Origin of the sequence: Pseudomonas zhanjiangensis, assembly GCF_041027545.1 — a bacterium.
Taxonomy (GTDB): Bacteria; Pseudomonadota; Gammaproteobacteria; order Pseudomonadales; family Pseudomonadaceae; genus Aquipseudomonas; species Aquipseudomonas zhanjiangensis.
Genome location: NZ_JBFTEG010000001.1, coordinates 1 through 14779, shown reverse-complemented (window position 1 = coordinate 14779; position 14779 = coordinate 1). Strand labels below are relative to the sequence as shown.

The following is a 14779-nucleotide window of genomic DNA, read 5'->3' as shown; positions in this document are numbered from 1 at the left end:
CCCCGACTCCCTCAACAACCGCCGTGCCGTGCGCCCCAGCCGGGCGTACGGCCCCCACTCGCCCCGAATAAGGATGCAGCCCCCATGAACTATGAAGTCATCGTCACCTGTGCAGTCACCGGCGCCGGCGACACCGTTGGCCGCCACCCCGCCATCCCGGTCACGCCTAAGCAGATCGCCGACGCCGCCATCGAGGCGGCCAAGGCAGGCGCCACCGTCGCCCACTGCCATGTGCGTGACCCCAAGACCGGTAAGGGTAGTCGCGATATCGAGCTGTACCGCGAGGTGGTCGAGCGCATCCGTGAGAGCGACACCGACGTGATCATCAACCTCACCGCCGGTATGGGCGGCGACCTAGAAATCGGCCCGGGCGAGCAGCCGATGGAGTTCGGCCACGGCTCGGATCTGGTCGGCCCGCTGACCCGTCTGGCCCATATCGAGGAGTTGCGCCCGGAGATCTGCACCCTGGACTGCGGCACCCTGAACTTCGGCGACGGCGATTACATCTACGTCGCCACCCCGGCGCAGCTGCGCGCCGGTGCCAAGCGGATCACCGAACTGGGGGTGAAGGCCGAGCTGGAAATCTTCGACACCGGTCACCTGTGGTTCGCCAAGCAGATGATGAAGGAAGGCCTGCTCGACGATCCGATCTTCCAGATCTGTCTGGGCATCCCCTGGGGCGCACCAGCCGACACCACCACCATGAAGGCCATGGCCGACAACCTGCCGGCTGGCGCCACCTGGGCCGGCTTCGGTATCGGCCGCATGCAGATGCCGATGGTCGCCCAGGCCATGCTGCTCGGCGGCCACGTGCGAGTCGGCCTGGAAGACAATATCTGGCTGGACAAGGGCGTACCCGCCACCAACGGCAGCCTGGTTCAGCGCGCCGTCGAGATCGTCCAGCGTATGGGCGGACGCGTCCTGACCCCGGCCGAGGGCCGCGCCAAGATGGGCCTCAAGCCGCGCGGCTGAAGCCAGTCAGTGGCCCGGATGCAATCCGGGCCAGATCCAATTGCCAGCCCCGGATGCATCCGGGCTACCCAAGCAGGAGCCATCATGGCCTTTGTCACCGAATTGAAAACCTTCGCCGCCCTCGGCACCGGCGTGATCGGCGCCGGCTGGATCGCCCGCGCCCTGGCCCATGGCCTCGACGTCGTGGCCTGGGACCCGGCGCCCGGCGCAGAAGCGGCTCTGCGCGCGCGCATCGCCAACGCCTGGCCGGCTCTGCAAAGCCAGGGTCTGGCGCCCGGCGCCTCGCCCGAGCGCCTGCGCTTCGTTGCCACCATCGAGGAGTGCGTGAAGGACGCCGACTTCATCCAGGAAAGCGCACCGGAGCGCCTCGAGCTCAAGTGCGAACTGCACGCCAAGATCAGCGCCGCCGCACGGCCCAACGTGCTGATCGGCTCGAGCACCTCGGGTCTGCTGCCCAGCGAGTTCTATGCCGACGCCGTGCACCCCGAGCGCTGCGTGGTCGGCCATCCGTTCAACCCAGTCTATTTGCTGCCGCTGGTGGAAGTGGTCGGCGGCGCGAAAACCGCGCCGGAGGCGGTGCAGACCGCGATTCAGGTCTATGAGTCGCTGGGCATGCGCCCGCTGCACGTGCGCAAGGAGGTGCCGGGCTTCATCGCCGACCGCCTGCTCGAGGCGCTGTGGCGCGAGTCGCTGCACCTGGTCAACGACGGCGTGGCCACCACCGGCGAGATCGACGATGCGATCCGCTTCGGCGCCGGCCTGCGCTGGTCGTTCATGGGCAGTTTCCTGACCTATACCCTGGCAGGCGGCGATGCCGGCATGCGTCACTTCATGTCCCAGTTCGGCCCGGCGCTGAAGCTGCCCTGGACCTACCTGGAGGCCCCGGAGCTGACCGACCAGTTGATCGACAGTGTGGTCGAGGGCACCGCGGTGCAGCAGGGCCAGCGCAGCATCGCCGAGCTGGAGCGCTACCGTGACGACTGCCTGATGGCGGTGATGGAAGCGATCAGGCAAACCAAGGCCAAGCACGGCTTCGACTTCGCCGACTGACGTCCAGTCTGGCCCGTCTGAACCGGGCGGGCCAGGCCCCGAGCGCGGCGGCACTCCCGCCAATCGATAGCCGGCGGGGCGGCGAGCCGCCCCGCTGCAGGAGAACAACCGATGTCCAGTGCGCAACCTCTGACCACCTACCGGACCGATATCCAGCCCGAGTGGGTGGACTACAACGGCCACCTGCGTGATGCCTTCTACCTGCTGATCTTCAGCTATGCCACCGATGCCCTGATGGACCATCTGGGCCTGGACGAGGCGGGGCGCGCGCGCTGCGGCCACACCTTGTACACCCTGGAGTGCCACCTCAACTACCTGGCCGAGGTCAAGCTCGGCGCCGAGGTCGAGGTGCGCACCCAGCTGCTGGGTCATGACCTCAAGCGCCTGCACGTTCACCACGGCCTCTACTACCCCGGCGGCGATGAACTGCTCGCCGCCAACGAACAGATGCTGATGAACATCGACAGTGCCAGCGGCCGCTCGGCGCCGTTTGACCAGCAGGTGCTGCAGCGGGTCCTGGCGCTGAGCGAGGCCCAGCGAGGCCTCACGGCGCCGCTCCACGTCGGCCGGGTCATCGGCCTGCCCCCGGCCAAGGCCTAGCGCCTAAACAGGAGGCCGGGATGGCCTCACGCGTTTACACCGAGCCCGAACAACAATAATGCGGGTAAGCACCCCGCCAGGAGACCGCCATGAACGCCCTAGACCCCTCCCTCGAAGCCGCGCCCATCGCCGATTGGCGCAGCTACCCGATCAGTGCCGACCTGGCCGCTGTCAGTGCCACCCACGACAGCCTGGAGATTAGCTGGAGCGATGGTCGGGTCAGCCCCTTCCATCACCAGTGGCTGCGCGACAACTGCGCCTGCAGCCAGTGCGTCTATGGCGTGACCCGCGAGCAGCTGCTGGAAATCGTCGATGTGCCGGAGGAGCTCAGTCCGCAGCGCACCCGCATCGACGAGCAGGGCCACTTGTTGGTCGATTGGCAGGACGGTCACCACAGCCGCTTCCACCCCGGCTGGCTGCGCGCCCATGCCTACGACGAGGCCTCGCGGGCCGAGCGCCGTGCGCAGCGGCCACAATCCCGGCTGTGGGGCGCCGAGCTGGCCGAGCAGCTGCCGCAGTTCGACTATCAGGCGGTGCTCGAGGACGACGGCGCCCTGCTGCACTGGTTGCTGGCGGTGCGCGATGTCGGCCTGACCCAACTGCTCGGGGTGCCGGCCAGCGCCGGCGCCCTGCAACAGCTCGGCAAACGCATCTCCTTCATTCGCGAAAGCAATTTCGGCGTGCTGTTCGATGTGCAGTCCAAGGCCGATGCCGACAGCAATGCCTATACCTCTTTCAACCTGCCGATGCACACCGACCTGCCGACCCGCGAGCTGCAGCCGGGTCTGCAGTTCCTGCATTGCCTGGTCAACGATGCCCGGGGTGGCGAGAGCATCTTCGTCGACGGCTTCGCCATCGCCGAGGCGCTGCACCAGGAGGCGCCCGAGCTGTTCCATATCCTCTGCACCACGCCGGTGGAGTTCCGCAACAAGAGCCGCACCAGCGACTACCGCTGCCTGGCGCCGATCATCGCCCTGGATGCCCATGGCCTGGTCAGCGAGGTGCGCATGGCCAACTTCCTGCGCGGCCCCTTCGATGCCCCGGCCGAGCGCATGCCGGAGCTGTACCGCGCCTATCGGCGGTTCATCGCCATGACCCGCGAGCCGCGCTTCCGCGTGCAGCGCCGCTTGCAGGCCGGGCAGCTGTGGTGCTTCGACAACCGGCGCACCCTGCACGCGCGCAGCGAATTCGACCCGGCCAGCGGCGCCCGGCACTTCCAGGGCTGCTACGTGGATCGCGACGAGCTGCTCTCGCGCATTCACGTATTGCAGCGCTAGCCCCACGGCCGACTGAAGCGCGGCCCGGCGTTCCGGCGGCCCGGCGTTCCGGCGCCCGGCGCGCCTGTCCGCGCCTGCGCGCAAGGCGCCGGCGGCTGGCGGGCGTACACACCACGACAACCAACCGATACCCGAAGGTGGGAGAACAAGAAAATGTCCAATAGTAGGGAACAATTCGCTGGCGCCCCTGGCACCAGCGTGTTCAAGGAAGAGTTGCTGAGCCAGGCGGGCCTGTTCAAGGGCATGCACAAAGGCATGACGATCGTCTCGGCGGTGATGGTGCTGGCATTCGTGCTGTTTGCCGGCATCAATACCGAGCTGGCCGGCAAGCTGTTCGGCGCCACGCGCGGCTGGATCGAGAATGTGTTCGGCTGGTACTACCTGGTGGCCATGGTGTTCTTCATCCTGGTCTGCTTCACCCTGGTGTTTACCCGCTACGGCAGCGTGCGCCTGGGCGACGATGCCAGTCGCCCCGACTTCAGCAACTTCGCCTGGTTCTCCATGCTGTTTTCCGCGGGAATCGGCATCGGCATCCTGTTCTTCGGGGTGGCCGAACCTATCTTCTACCTGGATAACAGCGGCGCCTTCGGTTACCCGAACAACCCCTACGCCGACATGGCCGGTGCCACCGAGATCGGTCATGCGCGGGCAGTGGATGCCCTGCGGGTCACCTACTTCCACTGGGGCATCCATGGGTGGGCGGTGTACGCCATCGTCGGCCTGGCCCTGGCCTATTTCGCCTACCGCAAGAAGCTGCCGCTGGCCCTGCGCTCTTCGCTGCACCCCTTCATCGGTGATCGCATCTATGGCCCCATAGGTCATGCGGTCGACCTGCTGGGGGTGCTGGGCTGCGTGTTCGGCATCGCCACCTCGCTGGGCCTGGGCGTCAGCCAGATGGCCGTGGGCCTGGAACGCCTGGTGGGTATCGATCCGGGGACCACCACGCAGCTGTTGCTGATCGGCCTGATCTCGATCGTCTCGATCCTCTCCGCACTCTCGGGCGTGGGCCGCGGCATCAAGATCATTTCCGAATGGAACATCATCATTTCCGCCCTGGTGGTGGCCTTCTTCCTGTTCGGCGGGCCAACCGCCTGGCTGGTCGGCCTGTTCGCCGAGTCGCTGGGCGACTACCTGGGCAACTTCATGCAGATGGGCCTGTGGTTCCCCACCGAGGAGGGGCCGGCGGCCTGGCAGAACGGCTGGACCGTGTTCTACTGGGGCTGGTGGCTGGCGTGGGCTCCCTTTGTCGGCCTGTTCATCGCACGCATCTCCCGCGGCCGCACCCTGCGCGAGTTCGTCATCGGCGTGCTCTGCGTGCCGACCTTCATCATCTTCGTCTGGCTGGGCATCTTCGGCGGCTCGGCGCTGTATCAGGAGTTGAATGCGGCGGGCGGTGCCGGCACGGGCGAACTGATCCAGCTGGTCAACGCCTGGAACCTGCCGGCGGCGCTGTTCAGTGCGGCGGACGGGATCGCCGGCGACGGTCTGGTGGGCTGGGTGCTGTCGGCGATGCTGGTGTTTCTGCTGCTCAGCTGGTTCGTCACCTCGTCGGACTCCGGCACCCTGGTGTTGACCACCATACTGTCGCTGGGCAACCAGGAGCCGCCGAAGATCTTCCGCATCTTCTGGGGCACCGTGATCGGTTTCGTCGCCGCGGTGCTGCTGGTCGCGGGCGGACTCAATGCCTTGCAGACAGCCAATATCGCCGCCGCACTGCCGCTGAGCCTGGTGATCTTCCTGATGACCTTCGGGGTGCTCAAGTCGCTGATCATGGATTCGGCTGAAGTGGCGGTGACCCCGCCTCTGGCCGCGCCGCAGGGGGACAACGTCTAAGCGTTTTCGCTGGCAAGCGCCATCACAGGGGCTGCCTCAGGGCGGCCCCTGTCGTTTCCGTGCTGCTGGCACGGTAATCAGCCGGGGCTGCGTGATGGCGGTGGCGGCGAGAGCTGCCTGGTGAAAGGGTGCTGTCGTCCCGTCGGCTGCTGCCAGGGAACGGATGAAAGATGGCGGACGGATGCGTTGCGCAGGGTTCAGGCGGGAGACGGTTCGGCGCGGGGCCGCGACAGGAGGAACTGCACAAAGCACGAAGGGGAGCCGGAGCTCCCCTTCAAAGTGTCGTAGCGTGCTTTGTTTTTTTTGTTGAACGATTTGTTGTTGTTTTTATCGCTCCAAATCGCTGCATCGGATCCCATCGGGATCAAGGCAAACGTATTTTTTTGGACCCTGGTCCGGCCATCGTCACTGGGTGATCCAACCTACCAATCCGCTACCTTGAGGTAGTTTTATTGTTATTGGCCTGGTCGCGGGGCAAACCCCGAATAGCACAGCCTCTCCAAAAAAATCAGTTTGCTACTCGCCTGTACTCTTGTTGTTGTTGTGCCAGCGTCGAGTTGCTCGTTGCTTTTGGATTCTTGTTTTTGTGCGGAAATATAGAGCATAGCTCGTGCCAGTTTTTAAATATCCTTATAGATCAGTGGCTTATGTTTTGGCGTGGGTTGGCCGTTGAGCATTTTGTTGCCGTTTGTGTTGCGGTACTACCCGTTTCCGTTACCCGGGCGGGGCAAGGTAACACCCACGCGAGCGGTCGGGAGCGCACGCCACCGGCGCAAGGGATAGTCGCGCAGGGGCGGCGGGCGGCTCGCCCGGCGCATAAAGAAAGGGGAGCCAAGCGGCTCCCCCAGGACTGCAGCCGCCCCGCGTGGGGGCGGCTTTGGTCAGGCATACGACTCAGGCGGCACTGAACAGCTTGTGCGGGTCCATGACGAATTTCTTCGGCACGCCGGCATCGAACTCGTGATAGCCCTTCGGTGCGTCGTCCAGGCTGATCACCTCGACACCGACCACTTCGGCGATGTTGATGCGGTCCCACATGATCGCCTGCATCAGCGCACGGTTGTACTTCATTACCGGGGTCTGGCCGGTGTGGAAGCTGTGCGACTTGGCCCAGCCGAGGCCGAAGCGGATGCTCAGTGCACCTTTCTTGGCTGCGGCGTCTACTGCACCTGGATCGTCGGTGACGTACAGGCCGGGAATACCGATCTTGCCGGCAACGCGGACTACGCCCATCAGCGAGTTGAGTACGGTGGCCGGAGCCTCGTGCTGGACGCCTTCATGGCCATGGCCGCGTGCCTCGAAGCCCACGCAGTCGATGGCGCAATCGACTTCCGGCTCGCCCAGCAGGTTGGCGATCTGCTCGTGCAGCGGGATGTCCTGGGACAGGTCGGCAATCTCGAAGCCCTGGGCCTTGGCATGGATCAGGCGCACCGGGTTGACGTCACCGACGATGACCACCGCGGCACCGAGCAGGCGTGCGGAAGCCGCGGCGGCCAGACCAACCGGGCCTGCACCGGCGACATACACGGTGCTGCCCGGGCCTACGCCGGCGGTGACGGCGCCGTGGTAGCCGGTCGGCAGGATGTCGGACAGGCAGGTCAGGTCGCGGATCTTCTCCATCGCCTTGTCGCGATCCGGCAGCTTGAGCAGGTTGAAGTCGGCATACGGCACCATCACGTATTCGGCCTGACCCCCGGTCCAGTCACCCATGTCGACGTAGCCATAGGCACCGCCGGCGCGAGCCGGGTTGACGGTCAGGCACACGCCGGTGTGCTGTTCCTTGCAGCTGCGGCAACGGCCGCAGGCGACGTTGAACGGTACCGATACCAGATCGCCGATCTCCAGGTGCTCGACGTCGGGACCCTTCTCGATCACCTCACCGGTGATTTCGTGGCCCAGCACCAGGCCGACCTGGGCGGTGGTACGACCACGCACCATGTGCTGGTCGGAGCCGCAGATATTGGTGGATACCACCTTGAGGATTACGGCATGGCCGATGCGCTTGCCGCGCGGATCCTGCATTTTCGGATAGTCGATCTTCTGTACTTCGACCTTGCCTGCGCCGAGGTAGACGACACCACGATTACCGGACATTGGATATTCTCCTTTGTTGTTGTGGATACAAAGGCGCGGCCACAACGGCCACGCGGCCTTGCAGTGGAGCTTGGGTCTGTGTTGCCGGAGTGACCGCGCAGAGGCAGTGCGGTAATTCCACTCCGGTATTGCAATGGCGCCGGGATACGCCGACGAGCGGCGAGCCCGGCGCACGAACTACGCGTGCAGCACTACGGTGCGGTTGGCATTGAGGAACACCCGCCGCTCGAGGTGATAGCCGATCGCCTTGGCCAGGGTCTGGCACTCGATGTCGCGGCCCTTGGCGACCAGATCCTCCGGATAGTGCGCATGGTCCACCGTCTCGACGCCCTGGGCGATGATCGGGCCCTCGTCGAGGTCGTTGTTGATGTAGTGGGCCGTGGCGCCGACCAGCTTGACGCCCTTCTGGTACGCCTGGTGGTAGGGCTTGGCCCCCTTGAATCCGGGCAGCAGCGAGTGGTGGATATTGATCGCCCAGCCATCCAGCTTGCGGCACAGCTCCGGCGACAGCACCTGCATGTAGCGGGCGAGCACTACCAGCTCGGCGCCGGTGTCCTCGATCACCTGCAACACCTTGCGCTCCTGCGCCGACTTGTCGTTGGGATCGAGGGGGAAGTGGTGGTAGGGAATGTCGTGCCAGCGCGCTAACGGCTCCAGATCCGGGTGGTTGGAGACCACCGCCACCACGTCCATGCCCAGTTGGCCGATGCGCTGGCGGTAGAGCAGGTCGTTGAGGCAGTGATCGGCCTTGCTGACCATCAGCACCACCTTGGCCCGATATCCCGGCGGGGTCAGCTCGGTGTCCATCTGGAAGGGCGCCAGGCGCTCGTCCAGGCCGGCGCGGAACGCCTGCTCGTCGAAATCCCCCGGTTGGCGGAACTCGACGCGAATGAAGAAGCGCGACGACAGGCGATCATCGAACGAGTGGTGTTCGGTGACATAGCAGCGCTGCTCGAACAGAAAGCGCGTCACCGCATCCACGGTACCGAGCACGCTCGGGCAGTGGGCGGTGAGAATCCAGGTATCGGGGGTGCGGCTCATATCGGTTTCCCGCTGCTATAGGTCGATGCAGGCACCCGTGGCAGCGGCCGGGCAGCATCAGGCTGCGCGACCGCTCCCTCAGAGGCTATCCTCAGGCCTTGATCGCCAGACCGAATTCGGCGCTGGCATCCTGCAGCCACAGCCAGATGTAGTCGGCGAAGCTGCGGCGCACCAGCAGCTCCCAGCTCTCCTCGCCGGTGCGACGAATCACCAGTTGCGACTTGGCGAACGCCGTGCCGACCGCCTTGCCCACCGGGAAGTTGCTCGGGTGGACGTCGTAGGGGGTCGACTTCATCAGCACTTCACGGGCCTTGGGGCCGCTCAGCTCGACGATGGTCTGGCCACCGCTGACGTTGACCACCGAGATGTGCTGGCCGCTCAGAGCTTCGCGCAGCTTCTGCTCGGTGGCGAATTCCTCGCCACTGGGCACGATCAGCAGCCACTCGTCCGGCCCCAGCCACTGCAGCGAGGTCTCGCCCTTGGCCACCAGGGTCAGGGCCACCGGCAGCTCGAGGCCCAGGGCCTTGTGCACGCCGCCGGCGAAGCTGGCGTCGTCGGCGTCGCCGCGCAGGATCAGGTGACCGAGCAGCTTCTTCTCGCGCAGGGTCACCCCGGCGCCGCTCTTGCCCTTGCGCGCCAGCTCGTCGAGGCCGGCGTGGAACAGTGGCGACTCGGCACGGCCGCTGTCGGGGCGTTGCTTGTAGACATTCACGTTAGACATTCTGGCGATCCCCTTTCGGGTCATAGAACACGGGGCTGACGATTTCGGCTTCGATCACGCTGCCATCCACCAAGGGTGCGAACACGCGCTCGCCCATCCGCTTGAGGCCGCCCTTGACCAGGGCCATGGCGAAGGAGTAGTTCATCGCCGCGCTCATGTAGCTGGAGGTGACGTGGCCGACCATGGTCATCGGAATCGACTGCTTCGGATCGAACACCAGCTGCGCGCCTTCCGGCAGCACCTTGTTCGGGTCCACGGGCTTGAGGCCGACCAGCTGCTTACGGTTTTCCTTGAGGCAGTCCTCGCGGTTCATGCCACGCCAGCCGATCCAGGAGAACGGCTTGGTGCGACCGACGCACCAGCCCATGCCCAGGTCGTCCGGAGTCACCGAGCCATCGGTGTCCTGGCCGACGATGATGAAGCCCTTCTCGGCACGCAGCACGTGCATGGTCTCGGTGCCGTACGGGGTCAGGCCGTGCTTCTTGCCCGCCTCGACGATCTTTTCCCAGACAGCCAGGGCGTAGTCGGCCTGGATGTTGACCTCGTAGCTCAGCTCACCGGTGAAGGAGATGCGGAACACACGGGCCGGCACGCCGCCGACGTTGCCTTCCTTCCAGGTCATGAACGGGAAGGCGTCCTTGTCCAGGTCGATATCGGTCACTTCCGCCAGCAGCTTGCGGCTGTTGGGGCCGGACAGGGTCATGGTCGCCCAGTGGTCGGTAACCGAGGTGAAGTACACCTTCAGCTCCGGCCACTCGGTCTGGTGGTAGATCTCCAGCCATTCCATGATCCGTGCGGCGCCACCGGTGGTGGTGGTCATCAGGAAGTGGTTGTCGGCCAGGCAGGCGGTCACGCCGTCGTCCATGACCATGCCGTCTTCCTTGCACATCAGGCCGTAGCGGGCCTTGCCCACGTCCAGCTTGGTCCAGGCGTTGGTGTACACGCGGTTGAGGAACTCGCGCGCATCCGGGCCCTGGATGTCGATCTTGCCCAGGGTCGAGGCGTCGAGGATGCCCACCGCGTTGCGCACGGCCAGGCACTCGCGCGCCACGGCGGCGTGCAGGTCTTCACCCTTCTTGGGGAAGTACCAGGGACGCTTCCACTGGCCGACGTCCTCGAACTCGGCGCCGTTCTCCAGGTGCCACTTGTGCATCGCGGTGTAGCGCTTGGGATCGAACAGCGCGCCGCAGTTGCGCCCGGCCAGGGCGCCGAAGGTCACCGGCGTGTAGTTCGGGCGGAACATGGTGGTGCCCATCTGCGCAATGCTCACGCCCAGCGAGCGCGCGGCGATGGCCAGGCCGTTGATGTTGCCCAGCTTGCCCTGGTCGGTACCGAAGCCCAGTGCGGTATAGCGCTTGACGTGCTCGACCGACTCGAAGCCCTCGCGGGTGGCCAGCTCGATGCCGGCGGCGGTGACGTCGTTCTGCTGGTCGACGAACTGCTTCGGCGCGCGCGCCGTGCCCTTGTCGTGAGGCACCTGGAACAGCGCAACGGCGGGTTCCTCGGTGCGCTTCTCGGTCTTCGGCACGGTGCCTTCGGCGGCCTTGTAGCCGGTCTCGGACGCGGCCTGAGCACCGGCTTCGAAGCCGTCGGCGAGGCTGTCGCCGAGGGCGAAGATGCCGTTCACGGCACCGGCGCACAGGCGCTTCTGGAAGCCTTCACCGGGAACGAAGGCGAGGATGTCTTCCTTCCAGATCGGCTTGCCACCCAGGTGCGAGGCCAGGTGTACGACCGGGCTGTAACCGCCGGAGCTGGCGATCAGGTCGCAGTCGAGCACTTCGCCCGGGCTGGTGACCTTGTGCTTGCTCAGGTCGACGGCGCAGATCCGCGCACCGGTGACGCGCTTGCTGCCACGGGCTTCGACCACGGCGCTGCCGGTGAGGACGCGCACGCCACGCTTGCGCGCTTCTTCGACCCAGGTGCCGCGCGGATTGCTGCGCGCATCGGCGACCGCGACGACCTGCAGGCCGGCATCCAGCCAGTCGAGGACCACGCGGTAGGCATAGTCGTTGTTGGTCGACAGCACCAGCTTGCGGCCCGGCGCGACGCCATAGCGGCGCACATAGGTGGAGACCGCATCGGCCAGCATGTTGCCCGGCACGTCGTTGTTCGAGTAGACCAGCGGCCGCTCGTGGGCGCCGGTGGCCAGGACCACGCGCTTGGCCCGCACGCGGTGCATGCGCTGACGCACCTGGCCCATGGGCGCGACTTCACCGAGGTGGTCGGTCAGGCGCTGGTGAATGGTCAGGAAGTTGTGGTCGTGGTAGCCGTTCACGGTGGAGCGCGGCAGCAGGGTCACTTCCGGCATCTTCTCCAGTTCGGCGATGGCCTTGGCGGCCCAGTCGGACGCGGGCTTGCCGTCGAGGGTCTCGCGGGTGCTGAGCAGGCTGCCACCGAACTCTTCCTGTTCGTCGGCGAGAATCACCCGCGCGCCGCTACGACCGGCGGCCAGGGCCGCGGCCAGACCGGCAGGGCCGGCACCGACCACCAGCACGTCGCAGTGCTGGTTCATGTAGTCGTAGCTGTCCGGGTCGTTTTCCTTCGGTGCACGACCTAAACCTGCGGCCTTACGAATGTACTTCTCGTAGGTCAGCCAGAGGTTCTGCGGGTACATGAAGGTCTTGTAGTAGAAGCCGGGCGGCATCATGCCACCACCGACCTTGCCGAGAATCCCCATCAGGTCGGTGTTTACGTTCGGCCAGCCGGCCACGCTGTTGGCAACCAGGCCGGCATACAGCGCCTGCTGGGTGGCGCGCACGTTGGGCACCTGGGCCGCTTCGGTGGAACCGATCTGCAGCACGGCATTGGGCTCCTCGGCACCGGCGGCGACGATACCGCGCGGACGCGAGTACTTGAAGCTGCGACCGACCACGTCGATGCCGTTGGCCAGCAGGGCGGCGGCCAGGGTGTCACCGGCGAAACCCTGGTAGGTCTGACCGTTGAAGCTGAAGTTCAGGGGCTGGCTGCGGTCGACGCGGCCGCCCTGGGAAAGACGATTGACCTGGCTCATGCCGTTACTCCTTGGTCGACAGCCTTTTTCGCGGCGACGCTGTCCTCAGTGACGCTGGGACGTTCGCCGATCTTGTAGGTTTCGAGGATTTCGTAGCTCACCGTGTGACGGGTGACGTTGAAGTACTGGCGGCAGCCCGCCGCGTGGATCCACAGTTCGTGGTGGATGCCGCGTGGGTTGTCGCGGAAGAACAGGTACTCGCCCCATTCCTCGTCGGTGCAGGCGTTCGGGTCCAGCGGGCGCGCGATGTGCGCCTGGCCGCCGGCGTGATATTCCTCTTCGGAGCGCAGCTCGCCACAGTGAGGGCAGAAAATATGCAGCATGATCGGTACCTCCAGAAAACCTTCCTCCCTCTGCCATTGGCAGAGGGGGCCAATATCAGTGTGCGACCCCGGCCGCGCCGTGTTCGTCGATCAGGGCGCCGGTGTAGAAGCGGTCCATGGAGAAGGGCTTGGCCAGCGGGTGCATCTCGCCCTTGGCCAGGCTCGCCGCGAACACGTGGCCGGAACCCGGAGTCGCCTTGAAGCCGCCGGTGCCCCAACCGCAGTTGAAGAACAGGTTCTTCACCGGGGTCTTGCTGATGATCGGACAGGCGTCTGGACAGGTGTCGACGATGCCGCCCCACTGGCGGTTCATGCGCACCCGCGAGAGGATCGGGAACATCTCGACGATGGCCTGCAGGGTGTGTTCGATGGTCGGGTAGGAACCGCGCTGACCATAGCCGTTGTAGCCGTCGATGCCGGCGCCGATGACCAGGTCGCCCTTGTCCGACTGGCTGATATAGCCGTGCACGGCGTTGGACATGATCACGGTGTCGATGATCGGCTTGATCGGCTCGGACACCAGGGCCTGCAGCGGGTGCGATTCCAGCGGCAGGCGGAAACCGGCCTGCTTGGCCATGTGCCCGGAGTTACCGGCGGTAACCACGCCGACGCGCTTGCCACCGATGAAGCCCTTGGTGGTCTCGACGCCGATGACCGCACCGTTTTCCTTGCGGAAACCGATCACTTCGGTCTGCTGGATCAGGTCCACGCCCAGGGCGTCGGCGGCGCGGGCATAGCCCCAGGCCACGGCATCGTGACGGGCCACGCCGCCGCGGCGCTGCAGGGAGGCGCCGAGGATCGGATAACGGGTGTTCTTCGAGCAGTCCAGGTAGGGGATCATGTCCGCGACCTGCTGGGTGTTGAGTACTTCGCCATCGACGCCGTTGAGGCGGTTGGCGCTGACCCGGCGCTCGATATCGCGCATGTCCTGCAGGGTGTGGCCGAGGTTGAACACGCCGCGCTGGGAGAACATGACGTTGTAGTTGATGTCCTGGGACAGGCCTTCCCACAGCTTCATGGCATGCTCATAGAGCTGCGCCGACTCGTCCCACAGGTAGTTGGAACGGACGATGGTGGTGTTGCGCGCGGTGTTGCCACCGCCCAGGTAGCCTTTTTCGATGACCGCGACGTTCTTCACGCCGAACTCTTTGGCCAGGTAGTAGGCGGTCGCCAGACCGTGGCCGCCACCGCCGACGATGATAACGTCGTAGACCGGCTTGGGCGTCGGGTTGCGCCACATGCGCTGCCAGTTCTCGTGGTGGCTGAAGGAGTGCTTGAGCAGGCCGAAGCCGGAATAACGTTGCATCAGTGGGTACTCCTGATACGTGAAAACTTAACCATGGATGGCCTGTTCAGCCTGTGCGGGGTGGTGGGCCCACCCCGCGATCCTTCTTGCGTGATCAGCGATAGACGGGGTAGTCCGCGCACAGCCCGGCAGCCAGCTTGGCGACCTGCGCCTCGACGTCGGCATCGCCGAGGTGGTCGAGGACGTCGCAGATCCAGCCGGCCAGGTCGATGCACTGGGTTTCCTTGAAGCCACGGGTGGTGACCGCCGGGGTGCCGATGCGCAGGCCGGAGGTGACGAACGGCGACTGCGGGTCGTTCGGCACGGAGTTCTTGTTGACGGTAATACCGACGCGACCCAGGGCGGCGTCGGCGTCCTTGCCGGTGATGCCCTGCTTGATCAGGCTGACCAGGAACAGGTGGTTGTCGGTGCCGCCGGAGACCACGTCGTAGCCGCGATCGATGAACACCTTGGCCATGGCCTGGGCGTTCTTGATCACCTGGGCCTGGTAGTCCTTGAACTCGGGCTCCAGGGCTTCCTTGAAGCACACCGCCTTGGCCGCGATCACGTGCA

12 protein-coding genes are annotated in these 14779 nt (G+C 65.5%); 5 read left to right on the top strand and 7 right to left on the bottom strand.

Annotated features, from left to right (window positions below):
• Positions 1 to 84: 84 nt before the first annotated feature.
• From cdhC to AB5S05_RS00040, 5 genes are all read left to right on the top strand, one after another.
• The gene (gene cdhC, locus AB5S05_RS00060; RefSeq protein ID WP_369285350.1) at positions 85 to 972 is read left to right on the top strand and encodes a 3-dehydrocarnitine:acetyl-CoA trimethylamine transferase CdhC; all 888 of its coding nucleotides are present in this window, start codon (positions 85 to 87) and stop codon (positions 970 to 972) included.
• An 84-nt stretch (positions 973 to 1056) separates the two neighbouring features.
• Positions 1057 to 2022, top strand: coding sequence for an L-carnitine dehydrogenase (locus AB5S05_RS00055; protein WP_369285349.1), 966 nt, complete (start codon positions 1057 to 1059; stop codon positions 2020 to 2022).
• Between the two features lie 111 nt (positions 2023 to 2133).
• Positions 2134 to 2622 (top strand): thioesterase family protein, encoded by a 489-nt coding sequence (locus AB5S05_RS00050; RefSeq protein WP_369285348.1) that lies wholly within the window; start codon positions 2134 to 2136, stop codon positions 2620 to 2622.
• An 89-nt stretch (positions 2623 to 2711) separates the two neighbouring features.
• Positions 2712 to 3899 carry a gamma-butyrobetaine dioxygenase gene (locus AB5S05_RS00045; protein ID WP_369285347.1) on the top strand — a complete coding sequence of 396 codons (1188 nt, stop codon included), beginning with the start codon at positions 2712 to 2714 and terminating at the stop codon, positions 3897 to 3899.
• 153 nt (positions 3900 to 4052) lie between these two features.
• The gene (locus AB5S05_RS00040; protein ID WP_369285346.1) at positions 4053 to 5732 is read left to right on the top strand and encodes a BCCT family transporter; all 1680 of its coding nucleotides are present in this window, start codon (positions 4053 to 4055) and stop codon (positions 5730 to 5732) included.
• A gap of 894 nt (positions 5733 to 6626) precedes the next feature.
• On the opposite strand, the gene fdhA is transcribed toward AB5S05_RS00040, so the two are convergent.
• From fdhA to AB5S05_RS00005, 7 genes are all read right to left on the bottom strand, one after another.
• Positions 6627 to 7826: a formaldehyde dehydrogenase, glutathione-independent gene (gene fdhA / locus AB5S05_RS00035; protein WP_369285345.1), complete on the bottom strand. Its 1200-nt coding sequence runs from the start codon at positions 7824 to 7826 to the stop codon at positions 6627 to 6629.
• A gap of 177 nt (positions 7827 to 8003) precedes the next feature.
• The gene (purU, locus tag AB5S05_RS00030) at positions 8004 to 8867 is read right to left on the bottom strand and encodes a formyltetrahydrofolate deformylase (RefSeq protein WP_369285344.1); all 864 of its coding nucleotides are present in this window, start codon (positions 8865 to 8867) and stop codon (positions 8004 to 8006) included.
• 91 nt (positions 8868 to 8958) lie between these two features.
• Complete coding sequence (locus AB5S05_RS00025) at positions 8959 to 9588, bottom strand: sarcosine oxidase subunit gamma (protein ID WP_369285343.1); 630 nt, start codon at positions 9586 to 9588, stop codon at positions 8959 to 8961.
• Positions 9581 to 12598: a sarcosine oxidase subunit alpha gene (locus AB5S05_RS00020; RefSeq protein WP_369285342.1), complete on the bottom strand. Its 3018-nt coding sequence runs from the start codon at positions 12596 to 12598 to the stop codon at positions 9581 to 9583. Before AB5S05_RS00020 ends, AB5S05_RS00025 begins: the two co-directional genes overlap by 8 nt.
• The gene (locus AB5S05_RS00015) at positions 12595 to 12921 is read right to left on the bottom strand and encodes a sarcosine oxidase subunit delta (RefSeq protein ID WP_369285341.1); all 327 of its coding nucleotides are present in this window, start codon (positions 12919 to 12921) and stop codon (positions 12595 to 12597) included. The genes AB5S05_RS00020 and AB5S05_RS00015 overlap by 4 nt, the downstream gene beginning before the upstream one ends.
• A 55-nt stretch (positions 12922 to 12976) precedes the next feature.
• Entirely contained in the window at positions 12977 to 14227 is a 1251-nt protein-coding gene (locus AB5S05_RS00010; protein WP_369285340.1) for a sarcosine oxidase subunit beta family protein, read from the bottom strand.
• Positions 14228 to 14321: 94 nt separating this feature from the next.
• Positions 14322 to 14779: PLP-dependent aminotransferase family protein (locus AB5S05_RS00005; protein WP_500179403.1), on the bottom strand; the 458-nt coding region annotated here is incomplete at its 5' end.